18 protein-coding genes are annotated in these 22536 nt (G+C 53.5%); 2 read left to right on the plus strand and 16 right to left on the minus strand.

The annotated features are described in order from the left end of the window. Positions 1-25 precede the first annotated feature (25 nt). From kdnA to K0H80_RS09495, 11 genes are all read right to left on the minus strand, one after another. The gene (gene kdnA, locus K0H80_RS09445; RefSeq protein WP_220073793.1) at positions 26-1213 is read right to left on the minus strand and encodes an 8-amino-3,8-dideoxy-alpha-D-manno-octulosonate transaminase KdnA; all 1188 of its coding nucleotides are present in this window, start codon (positions 1211-1213) and stop codon (positions 26-28) included. Positions 1214-1467: 254 nt separating this feature from the next. Continuing rightward, positions 1468-2079, minus strand: a complete 612-nt coding sequence (gene can / locus K0H80_RS09450) for a carbonate dehydratase (protein ID WP_011865657.1) — start codon at positions 2077-2079, stop codon at positions 1468-1470. Positions 2080-2218: 139 nt separating this feature from the next. After that, on the minus strand, positions 2219-3055 hold the full coding sequence (locus tag K0H80_RS09455) for an alpha/beta fold hydrolase (protein ID WP_220073794.1): 837 nt from the start codon (positions 3053-3055) through the stop codon (positions 2219-2221). Between the two features lie 6 nt (positions 3056-3061). Continuing rightward, entirely contained in the window at positions 3062-3826 is a 765-nt protein-coding gene (locus tag K0H80_RS09460; RefSeq protein ID WP_220073795.1) for a M15 family metallopeptidase, read from the minus strand. Further along, positions 3820-4950 carry a succinyl-diaminopimelate desuccinylase gene (gene dapE, locus K0H80_RS09465; RefSeq protein ID WP_220073796.1) on the minus strand — a complete coding sequence of 377 codons (1131 nt, stop codon included), beginning with the start codon at positions 4948-4950 and terminating at the stop codon, positions 3820-3822. Before dapE ends, K0H80_RS09460 begins: the two co-directional genes overlap by 7 nt. Continuing rightward, a complete protein-coding gene (locus K0H80_RS09470; RefSeq protein WP_011865661.1) occupies positions 4947-5291 on the minus strand; it encodes an ArsC family reductase in 345 nt (114 codons plus the stop codon). Before K0H80_RS09470 ends, dapE begins: the two co-directional genes overlap by 4 nt. 287 nt (positions 5292-5578) lie before the next feature. After that, positions 5579-6088 carry a PTS glucose transporter subunit IIA gene (gene crr, locus K0H80_RS09475; RefSeq protein WP_011865662.1) on the minus strand — a complete coding sequence of 170 codons (510 nt, stop codon included), beginning with the start codon at positions 6086-6088 and terminating at the stop codon, positions 5579-5581. Between the two features lie 66 nt (positions 6089-6154). Continuing rightward, a complete protein-coding gene (ptsP, locus tag K0H80_RS09480; protein ID WP_220073797.1) occupies positions 6155-7861 on the minus strand; it encodes a phosphoenolpyruvate--protein phosphotransferase in 1707 nt (568 codons plus the stop codon). A gap of 11 nt (positions 7862-7872) precedes the next feature. Then, the gene (locus K0H80_RS09485) at positions 7873-8130 is read right to left on the minus strand and encodes an HPr family phosphocarrier protein (RefSeq protein ID WP_011865664.1); all 258 of its coding nucleotides are present in this window, start codon (positions 8128-8130) and stop codon (positions 7873-7875) included. A 31-nt stretch (positions 8131-8161) separates the two neighbouring features. Next, complete coding sequence (locus K0H80_RS09490) at positions 8162-8554, minus strand: ACT domain-containing protein (RefSeq protein ID WP_011865665.1); 393 nt, start codon at positions 8552-8554, stop codon at positions 8162-8164. 239 nt (positions 8555-8793) lie between these two features. After that, on the minus strand, positions 8794-10431 hold the full coding sequence (locus K0H80_RS09495; protein WP_220073798.1) for a methyl-accepting chemotaxis protein: 1638 nt from the start codon (positions 10429-10431) through the stop codon (positions 8794-8796). A 392-nt stretch (positions 10432-10823) separates the two neighbouring features. Between K0H80_RS09495 and K0H80_RS09500 the strand changes: the two genes are divergently transcribed. Together K0H80_RS09500 and K0H80_RS09505 are read left to right on the plus strand one after the other, a co-directional pair. Next, positions 10824-11516, plus strand: coding sequence for a DUF3334 family protein (locus K0H80_RS09500; protein ID WP_011865667.1), 693 nt, complete (start codon positions 10824-10826; stop codon positions 11514-11516). Positions 11517-11580: 64 nt separating this feature from the next. Continuing rightward, positions 11581-12609 (plus strand): LacI family DNA-binding transcriptional regulator, encoded by a 1029-nt coding sequence (locus K0H80_RS09505; RefSeq protein WP_011865668.1) that lies wholly within the window; start codon positions 11581-11583, stop codon positions 12607-12609. Here the strand turns inward: K0H80_RS09505 and K0H80_RS09510 are convergent. The 5 genes from K0H80_RS09510 to K0H80_RS09530 all read right to left on the minus strand — a co-directional run bounded on the left by K0H80_RS09510 (position 12606) and on the right by K0H80_RS09530 (position 22498). Beyond that, positions 12606-13220, minus strand: a complete 615-nt coding sequence (locus K0H80_RS09510; protein WP_220073799.1) for a 3'-5' exonuclease — start codon at positions 13218-13220, stop codon at positions 12606-12608. The two genes, K0H80_RS09505 and K0H80_RS09510, sit on opposite strands and share 4 nt — an antisense overlap. A gap of 95 nt (positions 13221-13315) precedes the next feature. After that, the gene (gene fusA, locus K0H80_RS09515) at positions 13316-15400 is read right to left on the minus strand and encodes an elongation factor G (protein ID WP_011865670.1); all 2085 of its coding nucleotides are present in this window, start codon (positions 15398-15400) and stop codon (positions 13316-13318) included. 529 nt (positions 15401-15929) lie between these two features. Beyond that, positions 15930-18431 (minus strand): glucan 1,4-alpha-glucosidase, encoded by a 2502-nt coding sequence (locus K0H80_RS09520; protein ID WP_220073800.1) that lies wholly within the window; start codon positions 18429-18431, stop codon positions 15930-15932. A gap of 90 nt (positions 18432-18521) precedes the next feature. Further along, a complete protein-coding gene (locus tag K0H80_RS09525; protein ID WP_258406217.1) occupies positions 18522-20072 on the minus strand; it encodes an MFS transporter in 1551 nt (516 codons plus the stop codon). A 926-nt stretch (positions 20073-20998) separates the two neighbouring features. Next, the gene (locus K0H80_RS09530; protein ID WP_220073802.1) at positions 20999-22498 is read right to left on the minus strand and encodes a M28 family metallopeptidase; all 1500 of its coding nucleotides are present in this window, start codon (positions 22496-22498) and stop codon (positions 20999-21001) included. Between the last annotated feature and the right edge of the window lie 38 nt (positions 22499-22536).

Below are 22536 nucleotides of genomic sequence, written 5' to 3' on the forward strand. Positions count from 1 at the left end.
CGACAGGGAATTTGAGAGACGCTAATTAAGCGGCGAAGGCACGCTTGATGTTCTCGATGCGCTGGGCGATCTCTTCTTCAGTCCAAGAGAGCTTGATCAGCATCGAAATGGTGCGGCTCATGATGGCATCAGACTTAGGCACAGACACCTGAGTATAGTCAGGTTTGTCGGCAATTAATGTGATCGGCAGAGCGGCTGGTGATTTAAGCTCTTGAATGTGCTTCCAGTTTGACAGGTAGTGCCAGTTGTTTACATACCAGTAGAAGCAGCCGTCAACACCGTTTTCGGCCAGTTTCTTGCTGATCTCTTGGGTGCGCGCTTCGGTAGGTAGCATGAAGCTAAGGAAACCGGCTGAGTCGCCTTCTGGATCCGGGATCTCTCGGAAGCTCACCTCTGGCAGTTCGGCCATGGCATCTTTAAGCAGCTTCTTGTTCTTGCGCTGAATGTCGATGATGGTGTCTAGCTTACGCAGCTGTGCCAGGCCCAGCGCCGAGTTCATCTCGGAGATACGGAAGTTCAGGCCCATGATAGGGTGACTCTCTGCGCCGCGATCGTTACCAACATGGTCATGGCCATGGTCAGAGAACATGTGGGCGTGGTTGTAGATGGCCTCATCATTGGTGATCACCGCGCCGCCTTCACCACAGGTGATGGTCTTAACAGAATCGAAAGAGTAGCAGCCTACATGGCCGATAGTGCCCAGTGCCTGACCCTTGTAGCTACCGCCGATGGCCTGACAGGCATCTTCCAGTAGCACTAGGTTGTGCTTCTCACAGATAGCCTTGATCTCATCCATCTTGGCCATAGAGCCACACATGTGTACCAGGTTTACTGCCTTGGTGCGTGGGGTAATAGCGGCTTCAATGCCTTCTGGTGACAGACACAGGGTCTCGTCGATCTCTGCAAATACGGGGACGGCGCCGGCCATAAACACGGCTTCGACAGAGGCCACGAAGGTAAATGGAGGAACGATCACTTCATCGCCTGCGCCTATGCCTGCGGCGGCCAGTGCCGTCTGCAGGGCAGCGGTACCGCTCGAGAGTAGGTGGGCGTGTTTGACATTCATCTTCTCGCAGAGCAGTTGCTCCATCTCACGCGTCTTCCAGCGGTCGTTACGCATGTGATCAAAGTTGTAACGGAAGGTAAAACCGTTTTCCATTACGTCAGCAACTTCCTGCTTCTCTTCAGGACCAAATAATTCAAAACCAGGCATGGAATAGTTCCTTAGCATTCGCTGCGCCCGCGGCGCGAAAAATAAATCAAAGCGAATTATAAACGCGATGGGTGTAAAACTGCGATGTTTATTAAGGAATATTTACTGAAATAAGCGGCTTTTTTTGGCTTTTAGGCGAGGGTGCTTAGCGATAGCGCATGATTTGACCATCATGCGCTGAGATTGCCGCTCCTGAATGGGATGCAGGCCTGTACGAAAGAGCAAGATGGCCCTTATCTGACGGAGAATTTAACCTAGCGGCGGGCGAAGGTTTCGTTGTCTACCGTGACGTCGAGATCCGACAGCAGGCCGTTTTCGACGCTGTAGATCCAGCCGTGTACCGCCACCTTCTGACCGCGCTCCCAGGCGTCTTGCACTATGGTGGTGCTGGCGACATTGCCAACCTGCTCGATGACGTTGAGCTCACACAGGCGATCGAAGCGGGTCTTCTCATCAAGCTCCGCTAGCTCCTTGGCGTGCAGGCGATGGATATCGCGGATATGACCCAGCCAGTTGTCTATGAGTCCGAGGCGATCATTGCCCATGGAGGCCTTGATGCCGCCGCAGCCGTAGTGGCCGACCACCATGATATGTTTAACCTGGAGCACCTCGACGGCATATTGCAGCACCGAGAGGCAGTTAAGATCCGTATGGATCACCATGTTGGCGATGTTTCTGTGAACGAACACCTCGCCCGGCATGAGGTCGATGATCTGGTTCGACGGTACCCGACTGTCCGAGCAGCCAATCCACAGATATTCGGGATTTTGCTGTTGGGCCAGCTGTTCAAAGAACTTAGGATTCTCTTCCAGGATGCGGTTGGCCCAGCGGCGGTTGTTGTCGAACAAAGGTTTAAGTAGTTTCATTTAGTTAAAATCATGTCTATGAAGAAGATTTTGCAGGGCAGCATTCTAACATCAAATAGTTACCCTGCTGGTCTACTCAGTCTAGATGCTATCCCTTAACTAGGGCTAATCCGGATAGCCGTCGACCTGTATGTTCGCCTTATCCTAGGTGCTTTCCGAAGAAGTCACTCAGGTGCTGATTGATCCACTCACTCTGTTCCAGTGTCGAGACATGTCCCGCCTCCGGGATATGCAAAAACTCGCTGCCGTCGATGGTGGCGTCGTGCATCAGATAGGCCTCCAGCACGGGTCTGGGCTTGTCCTGGGTGCCTGTCATGATAAGGGTCGGCTGGGTCAGCTGTTCGATATCTTCCATGATGTCGCGGCGACCGAAGATGATGCGGCCAAGGCGCGATATGCTCTCCAGCCGTTCTGGCGCAATGCTCGCGAGCGACGCCTTAAAGGAGGCGATAAGCTCAGGCTGTGTCTGCTCGACATTATCGCTAAAAAATAGCGGCGCTATCTGCTCAATCAGCGGCTCAGGTAACCGGCCTGCGGCGATCATGGCATCAAGCATGGCGTAATACTTGGCGCGGCTGACTTCAGGTTCGAAGCCGAGGAAACAGCCCATCATCACCAGGCTCTTCACCCGGCGCGGAGCCATCAGGGTCAACTCTGCGCCCCACATGCCGCCAACTGACAGGCCAAGAATGGAAAACTCATCTATCTCCAGGCTGTCCATCAGTGCCAGATAGTGCTCGGCCAGATGTTTGAGTGAGCGGCAATCGTTTGGCAGAACATCAGAATGACCATGCGCCCAGAGATCGGGCACGATACAGCGGTAGTGCTGGCTCAGGTGGGCGATCTGCGGCGCCCACATGGCGCTGTCCCAAAGGTAGCTGTGGCCCAGCAGGAGTACCGGACCCTGGCCGATATCCAGATAGCTCATCTGCTGGCCGTTTAGATTGAAACTGTGACGAAAATTGTCGAGGTTCATGTGAAATCACTTCTTGATAATGGGGTTAACCGGCCCGTTTGGTGAGGGCGCGACGAAATAGACGTAGCGCGAAACCAGCGCCTCCAGACGGGTGAGAATAGGGGCCTTAAGCTCAATATCCGCCTGCTCGAGCCGCGCCTTAAGCTTATCTGTATCGAAGGCGGCCAGATACGTATCGGCGAGGGGATAATAGCTCAGGTGCCAGGGCTCTGGGCTGACGCCGCTGAGACCTAACTGATAAGGGAAATAGAAGCCGAAATCGGCGGCATTTGCCATTAACCACAGATGCAGCTGATGACAGGGGCCGCCCGGGTGATATTCGGTGTCGACGAGCCGTAATGACTCACGGCTGGTGTTTTTTGCATCATATAGGTCGAGATCTGTGCCCCAGTGATGGCGCGACATGCCCGGCATTGCCGACCAGAGCAGGATGGCATCTAGCAGCTGATTATCGTCTAAGCGCTGGATATCTATGGGTTGTGAACCTGCGTCCAATACAGGCCGTTTGCCACTCGCCTTGGCATTCCAGATCCCCAGCTGGCGGTCAAAATCGCGGTAGCTAGAGCAGATGGCTATCTCTATGCCATCAATGGCGGCGGCTGTCTGCATCTTAATGAACTGGGCGGCGCACTCGGGGGCTAATCTATGCCCCTGACAATCCATCAGGGGCAAGAAGCCATCGCCGTAGAGATCTAGGCCGTTTAGGTTTTGCTCGCTAGTGCTAGCAGGGGTTTCGGCGGCCTTACGGCGATTGGCGTCAGGGGTTAGCAAAGCAGTTTTTCCAGGATACGTTCATACACCTTGGCTAGCTGCTCGATATCCTCGACCTTGACGCATTCATTGACCTTGTGAATGGTGGCGTTAACCGGGCCAAGCTCGATCACCTGAGCGCCCGTGGGGGCGATGAAGCGCCCATCCGAGGTGCCGCCCGAGGTCTGGGGATCGGTCTCTGTGCCCGTGATCTCATAGATCGCCTCGCGGGTGGCGTCCAGCAGCGGCCCCGCGTCGGTGAGAAACGGCAGGCCGTTGAAGATCCAGCTGATCTCATAGTCCAGCCCATGGGCATCTAAGATGTTGAGCACCCGCTGGATCAAGATCTCGGCAGTCACTTCGGTGGAGTAGCGGAAGTTAAACATTACCTCCAGGCTACCCGGGATTACGTTAGAGGCGCCGGTGCCGCCATTGATATTGGCTATCTGGAAGCTGGTGGGCGGGAAAAACTCGTTTCCGTTGTCCCATTTCATGCGTGCCAGCTCATCCAGGGCGGGGGCCGTCTTGTGGATAGGATTGTCGGCCAGATGGGGATAGGCGACATGGCCCTGAATCCCTTTGACCGTCAGGTTACCCGTGAGGCTGCCGCGACGGCCATTCTTGACGATATCCCCCAGCTTATGGGTAGATGATGGCTCGCCAACCAGAGACCAGGTGATCTTCTCGTTGCGGGCCTCCAGGGTGTCGATCACCCGCGTGGTACCGTTGATGAAGGGGCCTTCCTCGTCGCTGGTGATCAGAAAGGCGATGGAGCCTTTGTGATCCGGGTGCTTGTCGACGAAACGCTCGGTGGCGACCACCATGGCGGCCAGTGAGCCTTTCATGTCGGCGGCGCCGCGTCCGTGAAGGTAGCCGTCGATCACCACGGGCTCGAAGGGCGGTGTGTGCCAGCGATTAAGATCGCCCACTGGCACCACATCCGTATGGCCGGCAAAGCAAAACAGCGGGCCTTGATCGCCGCGTCGCGCCCACATATTGGTGGTGTCTTCAAACACCATAGGCTCGGTATTAAATCCCTTGGCCGCGAGGCGTTTGGCCATCAGTGGCTGACAACCTTCGTCTAGCGGGGTGACCGAGGCTCTGGCAATCAGATCCTGGGCCAGCGTGAGGACATCCTGGCTCATCGGTTGAAGATCTCCTCATATTGTGCCGGCTTGAAACCGACGCTGAGCTCTCCCTGATGTTCCAGCACCGGGCGCTTGATCAGGGTGGGATAGGTGAGCATGAGGGCAACGGCTTTGGCTTGGTCTATGTCGGCCTTCTCGGCGTCGCTCAGGTTACGGAAACTGGTGCTGCGTTTGTTAAACAGGCTCTCCCAGCCAATCTGTTCGACCCAGGTGTTAAGCTGCGCTTCGGTGAGACCGTCGACGCGAAAGTCGTGAAAGGTGACGGCTTGTTGGTTGGCATCGAGCCATTTGAGGGCTTTCTTAACTGTGTCGCAATTCTTAATACCGTATAGGGTCAAAATCTGATTCTCCGTATGGGGTAACGTCCGACCAGAAACGTTGTGATGTCTTATTCGTGTCAGTCACTTCGGTCAGCGTTGCTGGCAAGTGCAGTGACTTGCAGGTCTTTTTTTTGGTTATTGTGGCACCGAGTCGCCTTTGCCTCAAGGGGTAAGCAGGACGCAAGTGTCTGTTTGAAAAAAAATCACCCAGGTTTAGGTGAGAAGCCGCTGCCCGGCGCCAAGACACCGGGGAAAACGAGAGTTATATCAGTCAGAAAGAGATTAGCTAATTACCGGGATAGGGATTAAAGCTGAACCGAGAAGATCACATCTTTACCGGCTTCGATACTGCCGTGACGCTTGTCGAGTCCCTGAATATCTTCCATGTTCGCCAGCACCACAGGCGTGAGCAGGCTCTCGACATGGGCCTTGAGGTAGTCGAGATCGAATTCGAGTATGGGATCGCCAGCCTTAACCTGTTGACCCTCTTCGGCCAGACGGGTAAAGCCGTTGCCCCTGAGTTCTACCGTGCCGACGCCGAAATGCACAAACAGCTCGAGCCCTTGGGGTGACTCGATACTGAAGGCGTGGTTGGTTTCGAAAATCTTACCTATGGTGCCATCTACCGGCGCCACTATCTGTTTGCCCTTGGGCGCGATGGCGATGCCGTCGCCGACTATCTTCTCAGCAAACACCACATCCGGCACTTTCTCGATAGCCACTATCTCGCCCGACACTGGCGCGTACACATCTATACCGCCCGTGATGGGTGGCTGACCAGAAATTAAACGTCTTATGCGGCTCAAAAATCCCATTAACTTGCCCCTGTGTTAGCACGCGGTAGTGTCGTGATAAATTATGCCTAGCATACTCAAAAATTATCAAGAGTGACAGTGTGTTAATAATTGATTTAACGCATCGATGCGCGAAATTTGCAAGGCCTTGTGCGCAAGTTCGACACAATCTGGGTAAGACCAACGACTGAGGGCCTGTTTAACCTCCAGTAGCGAGGCCAGGTTGACGCTAAACTCCTCTAGCCCAAGGCCGATCAGGAGCGCCGTGGCGCTGGGGTTACTGGCCAGCTCGCCACACATGGAGACTCGCACCTTGGCAGCCTTGGCTTGTTCGATAATCTGGGCGATCAGGCGGATGATCACAGGCGAGAGCACCGGATATTGGTCGATCAGCAGTGGATTGGCGCGGTCGGCGGCCATAGTATATTGGGTGAGATCGTTGGTGCCTATGCTGACAAAATCCAGCAGGGGGAGCATGGAGGCAAGATTAAACACCGCCGCCGGGGTTTCCACCACTATACCAAGCTCGAGTTCACCGAAGCCTTTCTCCGCCTCCACAAGCTCCTGTTTGCACTGCTCCAGCAGCGCAAGTACCGCTTCGAGTTCCTCCACTTGATTGACCATGGGAAACATGAGGCGGATAGGCCCATGGTTGGCGGCCCTGAGGATCGCCCTGAGCTGGGCGCTAAACAGCTTGGGATGGGCGAGCGTGTACCTGACGCCTCTGAGGCCCAGTGCCGGATTCTCCTCGCTGTCCATGGCGAGGGCTGGCACCTCCTTGTCGGCGCCCAGATCCATGCTGCGAATGGTGAGCGGCTTGCCGTCGAGCAGCTGCAAAGCGTCACAGTAGAGCTGATACTGGCGGTTCTCGTCTGGCAGCTCGTGGTTGTTCATAAACAGAAATTCGGTGCGAAACAGGCCAACCCCCTCGGCGCCCACATCGGCCAGATGATTGATCTCGCTGATACAGCCGACATTTGCCAGCAGGGGAATTGAGCGGCCATCTTTTGTCTGGGTAACGGTACCTTTTAAGGCCAGTAGCGCCGACTTGCGCTCGTCCGCCTGCTGTTTCTGGGCGTCAAGAGCGTTTATCTGCGTCTCGTCGGGCTCCAGATAAAGCTCGCCATTGATGGCATCCACCGCCAGCACCATTCCATCTGTCACCTCTAATGTCTGCCAGGGGCAGCTCATCAGGGTGGGAATGCCCGCGCTACGGGCCAAAATAGCGGTATGGCTGGTGACGCCGCCGGTTTGCAGTACCAGGGCGCTGACGCGCTCAAGTGGCAGGGTGGCGAACTCGGCCGGAGTAATATCTTTGGCCAGGACGATAGCATTTTCCGGCAGGCGGCTGAGGTTGTCGCAGTGTCCGGTAAGCAGGGTGCGGATCAGGCGCTGACCCAGACTCAGCACATCTTCGGCGCGCCTTGCGAGATAGGGGGAGTCTGCCTCTTGCATCGCCTGGGCCTGTTTGGCGAAGCTGTGCTCCACCGCCAGGGCCGCTGAAAACTGGCGCTTGCCTATGGTGTCGCTGAGCTCGGTCAGTAACTCTTCATCCTCTAACAGCAGGAGATCGGCTTCGATCAGCTGGTAGTTGTCCGATTCGGGATCTAGCTTGGCGGCGCAGGCCTGGCTTTGTTTGATGAGGGTCTTGAGGGCGCGATTGAGTCTTTGCTGCTCGCGGGCGAGCTGGGAGGGAGGCAAGAGGTGATAGTCGAGTTTGCTTTCATAGGTGCGAAGCACCTTGGCCTGCCCGAAGGCGATGCCCGCCGATACCGCTATGCCTCTCATCGTCATCCTGACTCCTGTTAACTTAAGGTGATGAGCAGCTCGGCAACGGTATCAACCGCTGGCTTTGCCTGCTCGCCATCGGCGCTGACCTTGACCTCCACGCCCTTGTAAAGGCCCAGGGTCTGCAGCTTAAACAGGCTCTTGGCGCTGGCCTGTTTGCCCTGACATTCCACTATGATGTCACAATCATAGGCCTTAGCTGCCTTCACGAGCAGGGCGGCTGGCCGGGTATGAATGCCGTGCTCGGCCATGATGGTGACTGTTTTTTGGTACATAAACTCGCTCTTTGGAAATGACGCGCGGCGCTTAGGCCTGGTAATGAATGATCTGATAGTTGGTTTTCTTCAGCGCCTGTATCGCCTGTTGCAGCTTGTCCTTCTTCACCAGAATATAATCGGTATCGAAGGTAGAGATGGCAAAGATGCTGATCTTGGCTTCTGCCAGGGTGCCTGAGACGCTGGCGAGGATCCCCGTCATGGAGAAACCCAGTGGACCGACCACCTCGAGGCAGCGCCAGTCGCTCTCCTCTTCGAGACTGTCGAGTTGCAGCTCGGCGGGAACCACCACTGAGAGTTCATCTTTGGTCTTGCCGATGAAAAACATGGGCTGACGAAACACCTCGGGCACTAACTCACTGTCTGGGCTGAAGCTGTGAATACTGTATAGCTGAGGATGTACCGCTAACGTCATTCGAGCCATGGTTATGTGATCCCATCGATGCTGAAAAATGTGATGTCGTTAAGCTTATCACAGATTTAACGCCCGCTGTCGAGCTTTGAGCTGGGATTTTTAGTGCCTGTGTTCAAGGGCGGACGATAAACTACTTTTCGCCTTTGCGGCAAAATAAAAGGGAGCCATCTGGCTCCCTTCTTTATCTCTAGTCTGGCTCCCTTCTTTATCTCTAGTCTGGCTCACGCTGTCCAATTAAGAGAATAGTTTTATACCTTGAACTGACCCAAGATCTTGGCGCTGGTCTGACTTATTTGACGCAGAGACTCTGCGGCCATGCGATTGCTCTCGTTGGCCTTGACCGATACCTCAGACAGCTCTGTGATGCTGCAGATGTTGCGGTTGATCTCTTCGGTCACCAGGGATTGCTCCTCGGTGGCACTGGCCAGCTGGGTGTTCATGTCGCTGATATGGGCGATCAGCTCTAGGATGGTGTTAAGTGAGTCACCCACGGCCTGGGCTTGCTGCTGCAGCTCGACCGATTGAGTCTGCGTATCGCTGTTGCTGTGCATCACGTTGGCGACGCCATTTTGAATGTCTGTGATGATCTTCTGGATCTCGTTGGTGGAGTCCTGGGTCCGATTGGCCAGGGCGCGCACCTCGTCGGCCACCACGGCAAAACCGCGGCCATGGGCGCCGGCGCGGGCGGCCTCGATGGCGGCGTTAAGCGCCAGCAGGTTGGTCTGATCGGCGATGCCGCGGATCACATCCAAGATGCTACCGATCTGCTCGGAAGACACCCCAAGGTGCTGGGTGATGCTCTCGGCATTCTTCAGCTCCTGAACCAGCTTATGGGTATTCTCGACCGTGCCGTCCATCTGCTGCTTACTGTCCTGAGCCTGCTGCTTGACGCTATTGGCGGCATCGGCTGCCTGCTGGGTGCTGCTGGCCATCTCATGGGTGGTGGAGAGCATCTGATTGATGGCGGTGGCAACGCTACTGGTCTCCTGATGCAGGTGATCGACACTGGCGTTTGATTCGGCAACGGCATTAAATAAACGGTCGGCGTCCTGGTTAAGGTCTTGCCCCACTGGCTGGAGATCGGCAACCATCTTGTTGATCTTACCTACAAAGTTGTTGAAGGCGATGGCCAGAGCCACCACTTCATCTTTGCCTTGGGTGGGCAGGCGCTTGGTGAGATCGCCTTCACCTTCGGCGATATCTTTCATCGCATCGATCGCCTGATTTAGCGGTGAGCTGATGGAGTGATTGAGGATCAGGAAGAAGGCAAAGATAGGCACGGAGATCAGCAACATGATCCCCAGGTAGTTGTACATCACGCTGATGGTGGTGTCGTTGACATCACTCATGTAAGAGGTAGTCACCAGTGTCCACTGCCAGGCGGGGAAGGTGCGGGCCTCCATCAGGGCTTCTTCCTGCTCGCCTGTGATGGGGTTTCTCATCTCCATGCTGGCCTTGGCGATACCCGAGGCCATGGCTTTATCCAGTAACTTATCTAAAGCCTTGCCGCCCATCTGGCTGGTAAGCTTTGATGCCTTAATGCCGAGCTGGTCGGGCGATGCGCCATTGGCCAGCAGGGTATGATTAGCATCGAACAGCAGGAAATAGCCGCTCTCGCCATATTGGATCTGATTGACCAGATTCGCCGCCTCACGCTGGGCCTCTTCCGGTGTCAGGATATTTTGCTGGCTCTGACGGTAGTGAGTGTCGATCACACTCAGGAGAGTGGATAGCTGCGCGTCGTTTTGCAGCCATTTCTGCTTAATCAGGTTGTTGCGCTGCTCGTTGATCGAAAAGCTGGCGAAGACAAAGGTGCCTATGGCGGCAAGCACCAGCATTAAGATGAGGCGCTGTAGAATGGTGAACCTTCTGAGGATCGCAAGCATGTTATGTCCTATCAATAGCCCGGTTAAATGTTGCTAATATACAGGCTAACGAAAGGGTTGAGAATGCGGTGGCAACGAATAGTCAATCGATTGACTGTTTATTGTTAATTAATTGAACTGGCTCACGTTGACTCTGGATCCTTTTGGCATTTTTACGCAATCGAACAATGTGTGTTGCTTCCTTTGTGAGGCGGTTAACGGCGTTTTTTAAAGGCCTTTGATAGGGAGCGACAGTTGAAGCGCCGGGCAAGATGTCACCATTTTACCAATTATGAAACTGGTCGTTATTTCGCCGCTGAATGAGAATTAACTAATCCCCTGTTTTGATTTTGATTTTTATCGTAATAGCGCGCAGAATGGAGTATGACTCTTTTTTGACATGTGATGAGACTATGACCTCGCAAGTGATCAGTTCCGACGATATTTTGCTAAAACTCTGCCATTCGGTGTGCCGTGTGCTAACCAGTACCACGGGCAGCCAGGTGAGCCATGCCGCCATGGTGCAGAGCATTACTAAGACCTGCCTTAAGCCGGATCTTGGCTGCTTCTCCATCTTCGACGGTGGATTCTCAGGCCTTGTGGTGATCAACTTTTCGGCCCCGGCGGCGGTGGAGATCTACCAAGCCTATATGAAGCAGATGGGGATGCCCGAATCTGAGCTGGCCTTCTCCCATACCTCGGATGAGGTGGGGGATGTGATGGGCGAGTTGATGAACCAGATACTGGGCGATTTTATCGTCAAGGTAAACAAGGAGCTGCAGACCTCGATCAATCAGAGTCAGCCTAAGATGCTGACCATTAACAAAGAACTGACCATCTCCATCGACACCAATCTGGATGAGGCGGTGGCGCGCCGCGTCGCCTTCAAGACCGCCAGAAACCATATCTTCTATCTGGAATACGCCATGGATAAGACTGAATTTATCAAGCTGGCAGATTTCGAGCATGAGGAAGACGATCCCGATGCCTTGCTGGCCCAGCACGGTCAGGGAAGCCAGGCGGCAGACCCTTCCTGGTCGGCGGCGGTCAATAGTGCCGTTGTGGTCGACGATTCTGATGATCTGATGAAGGAGCTTGGGATATAATCGAGCTTCTTAAGGGGCGGGCGCTTGCTCGCCCTGTTTGTGTATAACAAGGTCGCCCATAATTATGACAACGAAAGCTACCTCTATCGATATCGCCTACCGCGCCGGGGTGTCACAATCCACGGTATCACGGGCATTGCGAAACAGTCCGCTCGTCAATGAAGAGACGCGCTTGAGAGTACAGGCCATTGCCAAGGAACTTAATTACAAGGTCGACAAGAACGCCAGCAACCTGCGCACCCAAAGCAGTCTGACCCTGGCGCTGTTATTATGTGAAGATCCCACCAACGACGATTCGCTGATCAATCCATTCTTCCTCTCCATGTTGGGTTCTATCACCCGGGCAACGGCGCAGCAGGGCTATGATCTCCTGGTCTCCTTTCAGCAGCTTAGCAGCGATTGGCATGCCGATTATGAAGACAGCAATAAGGCCGATGGCATTATTCTGCTCGGTTACGGCGACTACATGGATTACGAGGAGAAGCTCAATAAGCTGGCGGCGCAGAATACCCACCTAGTGATTTGGGGACCGGCGCAGCATAAGTCCTCCGTGCTCTCCATTGGCTGTGATAACCGTCAAGGGGGCGTGTTGGCCACAGAGCATCTGCTGGCCAAGGGGCGGCGTAATATCGCCTTCATCGGCGATGCCTCCAGCCATAGCCCTGAATTTCAGGCGCGCTACCTAGGCCATCAACAGGCGCTCAAGGCGGCAGGTGTGCCGCTACAGAAAAACCTGCAGGTGGATGCCATCAGCACGGAGAGCTCGGGCTTCGAGGCGGCCAATCAACTGCTGGCGCAGAAACGTTCTTTCGATGCCATCTTCGCCGCCAGCGATCTCATCGCCATCGGTGCCATGCGGGCGTTGAAAGAGCAGGGACTGAGGGTGCCTGAGGATGTGTCTGTCGTGGGTTATGACGATATTCCTGTGGCGAGCTTCGCCAATCCGCCGCTGACCACCATCAAGCAGAACACTAAACTCGCTGGCGAGATCTTGGTTGAGAGCCTGCTGAAGCAGATAAAGGGGCAGGAGGTGAGCAATCAGTTGATCCCCACCAGCCTGATCGAGCGCGAGTCCTGCGGCGAAAAGCGTTAGCCTAAATAGGCTCGCATAAACTTTTCTAGCTGATGCTTAGGTTGACGTTGTAGCTTAAGCATCAATTCAAAACTGGGTGCAGGGCAGGCCCATCTCAGTGATACCGCATCGCTCAGCGCCAGCCACAAGGCGCCGGTGACCTCGGCGTCGTTCAGCGCGCGGTGAAACACGCCATCGTTGGCGATACCTAAATAATTCACTAGGGTGCTTAGCTGATGGTTAGGCGCCGCTTGAAACAGGCGTCTTGCCAGCAGCAGCGAACAGGCAAAGGGCTGGGATTGCTCCAGGTTGATGCGCGCAAATTCCGCTGCTAAAAACTTCTGATCGAAACTGGCGTTGTGAGCCACCAGATGACATCCCTGGATGAAGTCGGCAAAGTCAGCCATGACGGTCTCGCAACTTGGTGCATCACTGAGCATCGCATTGGTGATCCCTGTGTAATCGGCGATGAAACTACTGACGGCAAAGCCGGGATTCATCAGCTGCTGAAATCTATCGACCACTACACCTTGCTGTAATTTTACCGCCCCTATCTCGATGGCGCGATCGCCCTGTAAAGGGGAGAGGCCTGTGGTTTCAAAATCCAATACCACTATGGCATCTTGGGACATAAGGGCTCCTGTAAGGGAAAAGACACAAAAGAAAAAACCCTAACAACATACATTGTTAGGGTTTTTAGTAAAGAAACTTCAGTTAAGGAGTAAGATTACTTCTTAGCTTCTCTTTCTTTAACTTCAGCGATAACTTTTTCAGATACGCTGTTAGGACATGGTGAGTAGTGTGAGAACTCCATAGAGAACTGACCACGACCAGAGGTCATTGTACGTAGAGAACCGATGTAACCGAACATTTCTGAAAGCGGTACGTCAGCCTTGATACGAACACCAGTCACACCAGCTTGCTGATCTTTGATCATGCCGCGACGACGGTTAAGGTCACCAATTACGTCACCTACGTTGTCTTCTGGGCTGAATACGTCAACTTTCATGATAGGCTCAAGTAGTTGCGCGCCAGCTTTTGGCATAGATTGACGGAATGCGCCTTTAGCAGCGATTTCGAACGCGATAGCTGATGAGTCAACTGCGTGGAAAGCACCGTCAGTCAGTTCTAGTTCAACGTCTAGTACTGGGAAGCCAGCAACGGTACCAGTCTGCATCATGCTCTCGAAACCTTTCTCAACAGCAGGCCAGTATTCTTTAGGTACGTTACCACCAACAACAGAAGACTTGAATGTGAAGCCAGTGTTTGCTTCACCTGGACGGATAACGTAGTCGATCTTACCGAACTGACCAGAACCACCAGATTGCTTCTTGTGAGTGTAGCTATCAGCAACTTCTTGAGTGATAGTTTCACGGTATGCCACTTGTGGCTCACCTACAATCAGCTCAACGCCGTAAGTACGCTTCAGGATGTCTACCTTAATGTCTAGGTGAAGTTCACCCATACCCTTAAGGATGGTTTCGCCTGAATCTTCGTCAGTTTCAACGCGGAATGATGGATCTTCTGCGATCATCTTACCGATAGCGATACCCATCTTCTCGCTGCCGCCCTTGTCTTTAGGGGCTACTGCGATAGAGATTACTGGCTCTGGGAACACCATGGCTTCCAGAGTACATGGGTGCTTAACATCACACAGAGTGTGACCAGTCTGAACGTTCTTCATACCCACGATAGCGATGATGTCACCAGCTTGTGCGGTTTCAAGTTCGTTACGCTCGTCAGCCTGCATTTCACACATACGACCGATACGCTCAGTCTTACCTGTAGCAGAGTTCAGGATGGTGTCACCCTTGTTGATACGACCTGAGTAGATACGTACGAAGGTCAGGGCACCGAAACGGTCATCCATGATCTTGAACGCAAGAGCTTTCAGAGGTGCATCAGCGTCAACGATAGCGTGTTCGCCAGTCTCGTTACCTTCTTCGTCAGTCAGAGGCTGTGGATCAACTTCTTGTGGCGCAGGTAGGTAATCAACTACCGCGTCTAGTAGAAGCTGCATACCTTTGTTCTTGAAAGCAGAACCACAGTATGTTGGGAAGAAGTGCATGGTACGAGTACCTTCACGGATACAACGCTTGATGTCTTCCATAGCTGGCTCTTCGCCTTCCATGTAAGCTTCCATCAGATCGTCGTCCATCTCAACGGCAGACTCGATCAGTTGCTCACGGTATTCTTCAACCATGTCAACCATGTCAGCAGGTACATCTTCGATGCTGTAGTTTTCAGCTTGTCCAGATTCGTCCCAAACCCATGCTTTACGGGTTAGTAGATCGACAACACCCTTGAACTCATCTTCGATACCGATAGGCAGTACCATTACGAGTGGGTTAGCCGCAAGAACGTCTTTAGTTTGCTTAACAACGCGTAAGAAGTCGGCACCCATACGGTCCAACTTGTTTACGAAGATGATACGCGCAACTTCAGATTCGTTTGCATAACGCCAGTTGGTTTCTGATTGTGGCTCAACACCACCAGAACCACAGAATACACCGATACCACCGTCTAGTACTTTTAGAGAACGATAAACTTCAACTGTGAAGTCAACGTGGCCAGGGGTGTCGATGACGTTGAAACGGTGATCGTTCCAGAAGCAACTTACAGCAGCAGACTGAATGGTAATACCACGCTCAGCTTCCTGTTCCATGAAGTCGGTTGTAGATTCACCATCATGAACTTCACCGATCTTATGAATCTTACCGGTTAGCTTTAGGATACGCTCTGTTGTGGTGGTCTTACCCGCATCAACGTGAGCGAAGATACCAATGTTTCTGTACTTTGATAAATCAGTCATTTTTCTACTCTATTGGAGTTACGTTCTAAAATTCGGGGGGAAGTATATCAATACTTTTCAAATTTTTTTATTCATTTTTATCAATTTTGCTGAAATATCATCTTTATCGGGAGAAATTACCCACTCTAGCATCCTCCACATAAGGGGCAAACCCATAGCCGGTGCGGATTTCGCTCATAAAAAGAACATGATGTTATAACCCGAAATTTCGTTATATCTTTTTATATGGGGATGTGGTGGGGGATCACAGCCAGGTTACAGCCTTTATGGAAGAGGGGGATTTTAGGGGGAACTCGGGCGAAAAAGATTAACGTTGAAAAGCGCCTTTGTAAGCGGCTTCTTTAGACTTGGAGCGGCCAGATTAAATTATGCTAAGGGGGCAGTTAGGACACCTTAGGCGGATGCCTGCGACTCCGTATCTAGATACATCACGATATGATAAAGAAAAGCCAGTCGCTTGGACTGGCTTTGGGAAAGGCTATTGCGACCGGCTTTGCTCTATCTATGTTGACTGAGGCTTTTTGCCTGTTTAGTTGTTAAGTGCCTTGGCCACATCCTCATAGTGGTCCCATACCTTAGCATCTGTGATGGAGCGCACCATCTTGACATATTCGGCGTGGGTCCAGGCAAGCGGGGTGGCCGAGTTAGTGCCTTGGCCAAGCTGATAGTTGAAACGGGTCTTGTCGCCGACACCATCCCAAACCTGCTCGGGTAGCATCAGTCCCTCATTGGCAAAAGCCTCCATCCCCTTGACATAGGTCTGTACCAGCTGCGTCTTGCTTGCATCATTGAGCGTGCCATCGGCGATCGCCTTGGCCAGCTCGAAGTGGGCGCGCTCGCCGGTGAAAAATGGCCAGACTCTGCCGCGTTGCCCAGGAGTGTTGCTGCCACTCTCGGCATAGTTGGCGCCTGTGGCGGTGTCTTCGCCATAGCCGTCGTTGCCGTAGCGTCTAAAGCCTGGGAACGTGCTGCCATCTTTGGCGGTAAATTCATACCTGACCCTGAGATTATCCTCGAGCGCCGTGTTATCGATAAGCTTAAGTGTGTCATTGATAATCTTGTCGTTGGCGCTCTTCACGCCGTAACGCACCAACTCCAGGAAGCCGCCGTCCAACACCTCACGTTGATCTAAGCCTGCGCGGCCATTGTTGTCGGCAAGCTTATCTGCACTGTCCGGCGTACCATTGGGCGCAAGGCGCAGATAGTAAGGCGCCTTTGTGCCATCCTCTGCGCTTAGTAGGCCTTGCTGGGTCACTACCAAGGAGTCGAGCTTCTCTACCATTGATTTGGCACTGGCGAGATATTTCTCGCTTGAGTCCAAATCGCCTGCCTGCTTAGCGATATCGCTGGCGGTAATAAGCCCAGCTATCACCGCCGCTGCGGTAGAGGGGGAGTAGCCTTGCTGCTCTTCCCAGCGTTCTTGCTGTGTCTTAAGCGGTGTGATCTGGGTGTGGTTCCAATCTAGATTGACCTCGCCGCCAGTTATCAGAAAATCGGCCGCCGGCTTCAACATGGTCTGATACCAGCTGGCGATCTCATCGTCGCTCAGCACGCCAGCCTGCCAGAGTTTCCAACCGAGCATGATAGGCATGGCGGTCTGATCCAGCTGTACGCCGACCCATTCTATCTGACCATCCACATGGGTCTTCTGCAGGAACCAGCCGGGCACGCCGCTATAGCCGGGAGTTGCAGCCGTAACCTGCACCTTCTTTAGATATTCGAAGGCCACCTTAGGGGTTTGGGTATCGCCCATGGCCAGAAACGCCATGGCACATTGATAGAAGTCCCTCGGCCAGACTGCCTTGTAGCCGGTCGAGCCGGTGACGGCCGAGACGCTGTCACCCCAGGGATTAGAGAGTGAGGCGATAAGGGCACCGGCGTGGGTCTTATCTTCCTGGGCCTTGAGCACCATGGCGCTGGTATAGAGTAGCTTACCCTCATCGGCGGTATTGGCCGTCATGGCATTTAGACTTGAGAGCGACTGCAGATAATCTTGCCAGCCGATGGCATCACCTTCACCGTTATAGGCGGCGAGCACCTTGTCATAACCATCTTTAAGGGTGTCTTTGGCATTTTGCTCGCTACTGGCCTTATCTGCGCCGAAGCCAAATACCAAGGTAGTGCTAAGACTTGGACGCTTAGCATCGCCCACTTCCAGAGTAGGCAGCGCCGCCGTCATGGCGACATTACCTAGGCTCTGCTTATCAGCGCTGGTGCTGGCGTAATGCCAGTTCAGCACGCCGTTGCCCTTAAGATCGGTGAGACCATCAGACTCGCCGACAAAGCCCACGCTAGTTGCTGTAAAGGGAATGTCACCGCGCACTGTCAGCACGCTGGAATCTTTATCGCCCGTGTAGGCGTAGAGGCTGTTGCCATCTTGGCTTACGCTGGCGATATCGTTGGCGCCGCTGTTGTCGATATGGGGATTGACGTAGAGATAGGGGGTGATCCCCGGCTCGAAGGCGGTAAAGAACACCTGCATCACCAGGCTGTCGCGATCGGGATCGGTAAAGAAGTGCTTCTCTATCTGATATTTACCTTCGATATCTTTGTTTATCACCTTATAGGCGAGGGACAATGGTCGCCCAGCTTCATCCTTGTGCAGGTAATCTATGCTGGTGATGGTATTGTCTTTTTCGGTATCGACGAAGCCGTTGCCGCTGATGATGAACTGCGCCTCTTTGAGCTGAGCGTTATGGATAAGCCCATACATGGTCTCGGTGAGGATCCCCTGCGCCAGCGAGAACCATACCCGGCTAACAGGATTAGCCTGGCTGCTCAGGTATTGATCGGCGCCTTGCGCATTGGTCACATAGGGCTCGAACGAGGTGCCAATCCCTGTCTTGCCGGAAAAGGCCCAGGTAGGGGAAGCGCCGGGCGCGCCCGGTGCAACTGAAATTGTCTCAGATACGCTGGCACTTGGTGCAGGTGCGGCGTCGATATCACTCTTGGCGCCGCCACAGGCGCTAAGCAGGGCGCCCAGGGAGAGGGCGATCAGAGTGCGCGTAAAAGGTACTGGCTTAGACGTCATATTAAGGGTCTCGTTTATTATGTTTATATTTTGGTTAAGTCAGTTAAGTCGTTTAAGTCTGTATATTTGTGAAAGCTCAAGCCTTACGCATTAGCGCTCGGCTTTGCTCTCTTCGCTGCTGACAAATAGCACGCTAATTCCAGCCAGGATCATGAAGCTGCCACCCAGGATGAGGGCGAAGATCGGCTTGCCATCGAAGAAGGCATTGAGCAGCACGCCAAGCACGCTGGCGGCCAGCAGCTGAGGGATCACGATGAAGAAGTTAAAGATCCCCATGTAGACCCCCATCTTGGCCGCGGGCAGTGCATTTGACAGCAAGGCATAGGGGATAGAAAGGATAGAGGCCCAGGCAATACCTACACCTATCATGGGCAGCCATAACAGGTTTGGGTCTTGAATAAAGTAGAAGCTAATCAAGCCAATGCCGCCACAGCAGAGGTTGATCAGGTGGGTGATCTTGAGGCCAACCGCCATGGCGAGCAGAGGGATGAAGATGGCGGCCACCGCGGCAAAGCCGTTGTAAGAGGCGAACAGCATGCCCACCCAGTCGGCGCCATCGTTGTAGGCCTTAGACAACACATCCTGGGTGCCATAGTGATGATCCGTTACCGCCGCCGTGGTGTAGATCCACATAGAGAAGAGGGCGAACCAGGAGAAAAACTGCACCACAGCCAACTGGCGCATCGCCTTTGGCATATGGAACAGGGCATCGACTACGCTAAACACCATGCCTTGCTGGTGGCGCTCTTCGCCTTTGATATGCTTCAGTGTGTTAGCGCAGAACCACTGGAGTGGGCCGAAGGCGAAGATCCCAAGGGCAAGCAGATAGAGCTGTTTATCGAGAGACTGCAAGAAGATGACGGCGGTTAAGATGGCGCCCACCAGGCTCCAGAGCATGGCGCCTTTCTGATAAGCCTGCCAGCTGCGATCGTGGTGCAGGGTGACCTGCTCGCCGGTTTCCTGTTCGAAGCGGGCCAACTCCTCGGGCGAGTACTCTTTGGTGGTAAACACAGTCCAGCTGACGGCTAACAGCAGCACGGCGCCGCCGAAATAGAAGGCGTAACGCACCGAATCGGCGATCTCACCCTCGGGCGCCGTGTTAGCCGCATCGAAGTAGTTGGTCAGCAGGTAAGGCAGGGCTGAGGCCACTACGGCGCCGACACCGATGAAGAAACTCTGCATGGCGTAGCCAAGGGGACGTTGTTTGCTGGGCAGGTTGTCGCCCACGAAGGCGCGAAACGGCTCCATGGCGATGTTGATTGAGGCGTCCATGATCCACAGCATGCCCGCAGCGACCCAGAGTACGGGCGAGTGTGGCATGATGAAGATGGCTAAGGTGGTAAAGATGGCGCCGATCAAAAAATAAGGGCGGCGACGGCCCAGGCGGCCCCAGGTGTTGTCACTCATATAGCCGATGATCGGCTGCACCAGCAGGCCGGTGAGCGGCGCGGCTATCCAGAGAATGGGGATGTCATCAATCGCCGCACCCAGCGTCTGAAAGATTCGGCTGACGTTGGCATTTTGCAGCGCGAAGCCAAACTGGATCCCCAGGAAACCGAAACACATGTTGAAGATCTGCCAGAAGCTGAGTGCAGGTTTAACCATAGGGGTGCCTTGGGCGGATAGGGTGTTTTGTGACATCCGATGCTTCTCTTTATTATTCATTATTGATCTGCACAGCGTCTAAGGGCGTGCAATCTGTATTTTATGGAAGTCGGTCGAGTGAAAAAAGAGGCGAATACACGCTTCCCTCAAACGGGTATTCGCCAAAAGCTAGGGTTCTACTTCTCTAGGCTTATTCACTAGGTTTAAGCCTTGATGAGTAGATAGAGACTCTAGCGCTCACCTCCCATGCCTTCAGTGCCTGATGAGGTGAGCGTCGACCTGGCCAATTTCATAGGAAGTTACACATGAAATTAAACACCAAGGCATGTTAACCCTGAGCCGAAACAGGCGACAACCGATTACATACGTATTCATCATCAGGCATTAACCTTTATGTAGCCTGTTGTTAACCTGGCTTTGCCTAAGTTTAAATATGAATGGTCATTTAAAAACAATTGGTTAAATAGTTTTTGGCAAGCCAGCCGCTTTACATGGGTTGGGGTTTGTAACAATGGGCAACATGGCCAAACTCGTATCGATAATGACGCAAAAAGCAGGAAAGAAGCGGCATTGTGAAAGGCTAGTTAGGCTAGTTAGGCTAGTTAGGCTAGTTAGGCTAGTTAGGCTAGTTAGGCTAGTTAGGCTAGTTAGGCTAGTTAGGCTAGGTATTCTAACCAAAATTTGATGCTCATTAAGGTGAAACTCAATTTTGCGGTGAAAATTTTTGCTTTAGGTCTAAGTATAGGTCTAGGCATAGGTTTTGTTGATTTGATTGAACTGCTGTGCGCCCAAAGAGTTTCCCGTATTGCCTAATTAAGTTTGAATTTGTTTAACTGAGGTCAAATTGTATGGGATAAAAAAAACAGGCCGCGATCGCGACCTGATTTTAGTTTTATCTAAATTTGACTCAAAATTTTAGATGCATCATTTCGAGACTTATTCGAATTCAGCTTACAAATTCATTAGTGCGATTTCGCTGCGTTTGAATCTGCATCGCTTGCCGGGCGGAAGAAGGCACCTGCCGCGCCAGGGAACACCACAGGGCTGGTGTTACCGTTAAAGCCCACGGCGGCAACGCCGTACAGGTAGTTGTCGATCACCATGTTGCTCAGGGTGAAACTGTTTACCTTGCCCACATAACGGCTATGGCTCCATTCTGCCTCTGTGGTCTTGCGCCAATAGATACGATAACCGGCGACTTCGGCGGTGGCATCCGCCTGCCAGCTAAGCTGGGTATCGGCCGAGACCTGTCCCGAGATGCTCACCTGTGTTGGCGGCGCTGGTGCCCAGGCCATTGACGCCAGGCTTATAGCGTTGAGGGCGGTGAGCTTGGCGGCGAAGGCTTCATCTACCCCCTCAATCACGTCGCCATAGGCAATACCGTTCTCCGTGCGTATGTCCTGATGCTGGCGGTTGTAGTTCTCGTTGGTTTCCATCACGCGCACCGCGGGAAAGCCCGCCTTATTAAATGGCAGGTGATGGCCGCCGCGACCGAAGCGATCGAGTCGATAGATGAGCTGCACATCCAGGTTAGTCATATACTGATCGGCCAGCTGCTTGATATGCCGGGCAAGGTTACGCGAGGCGGAGTCGTTCTCGCCGCCGCTGAAGTAACGCTCCTTAGCTTCTGCCTCGGTTTCTGCGATACGCACGCCCTCGGAGAACACCCGCACCGTGTGGTTGCTCACCACGCCGTTGATCCCCTCGATGTTGCCTATCATGTCGTTGTTGAGCACGGCCTCGACCTGCCAGCCCTGCTTCTTGGCAAAGTCGGCCAGTCCGGCGCCGCCATAAAGGCCTTGCTCTTCGCCCGATAGTGCCGCGTACACTATGGTGCCACCAAACTGATACTGGCTGAGGACGCGAGCGGCCTCTAAGGCACCGGCGACGCCCGAGGCGTTATCGTTGGCGCCGGGGGAGAAGGAGGTGGCGTCCATCACGTCGCTGACCCGAGAGTCGATATCGCCGCTCATCATCACCACGCGGTTAGGATCTAAGGTGCCACGTTGAATGGCGATAATATTCACCACCCGTGTCGGCTCGGGAATGCGTTTGCCTGATACTGTGTCGCCCACCTCTATTACCTCAAGGCAGTGATCGCAGGCGGCGGAGATACGTTCAAACTCGGCCTTGATCCAGTTTCTGGCCGCGCCTATACCGCGATCTTTATCCGTCTGACTCGATAGGGTATGACGGGTGCCAAAATTCACTAAGGTTTGTATATCTTGCAGTATGCGTGCTGGCTGCGGCGCACCAGCAATCTCATACAGGCGCAGATCTTCCTGGGAGGGTGCCGTGTAAGGACTCTGGCCCAGTGCGTTTTTATTAAGAGCGCTTTGGCTTAATAGTGTATGGCTGCTTGCTGCATGATGTAGTGGTGTGGCCGGAGGCGCTGCTTGGGCGGCGCCAGCGCTGATGGCCGTGAATACTAGGGTCTTCCCGATAGATGCCTTGATTGTCATGTTCTGCTCTTCTTTCTTGTTATTTTTCGATGTTTTCT

Origin of the sequence: Shewanella aegiceratis, assembly GCF_019457495.1 — a bacterium.
Classification (GTDB): Bacteria; Pseudomonadota; Gammaproteobacteria; order Enterobacterales; family Shewanellaceae; genus Shewanella; species Shewanella loihica.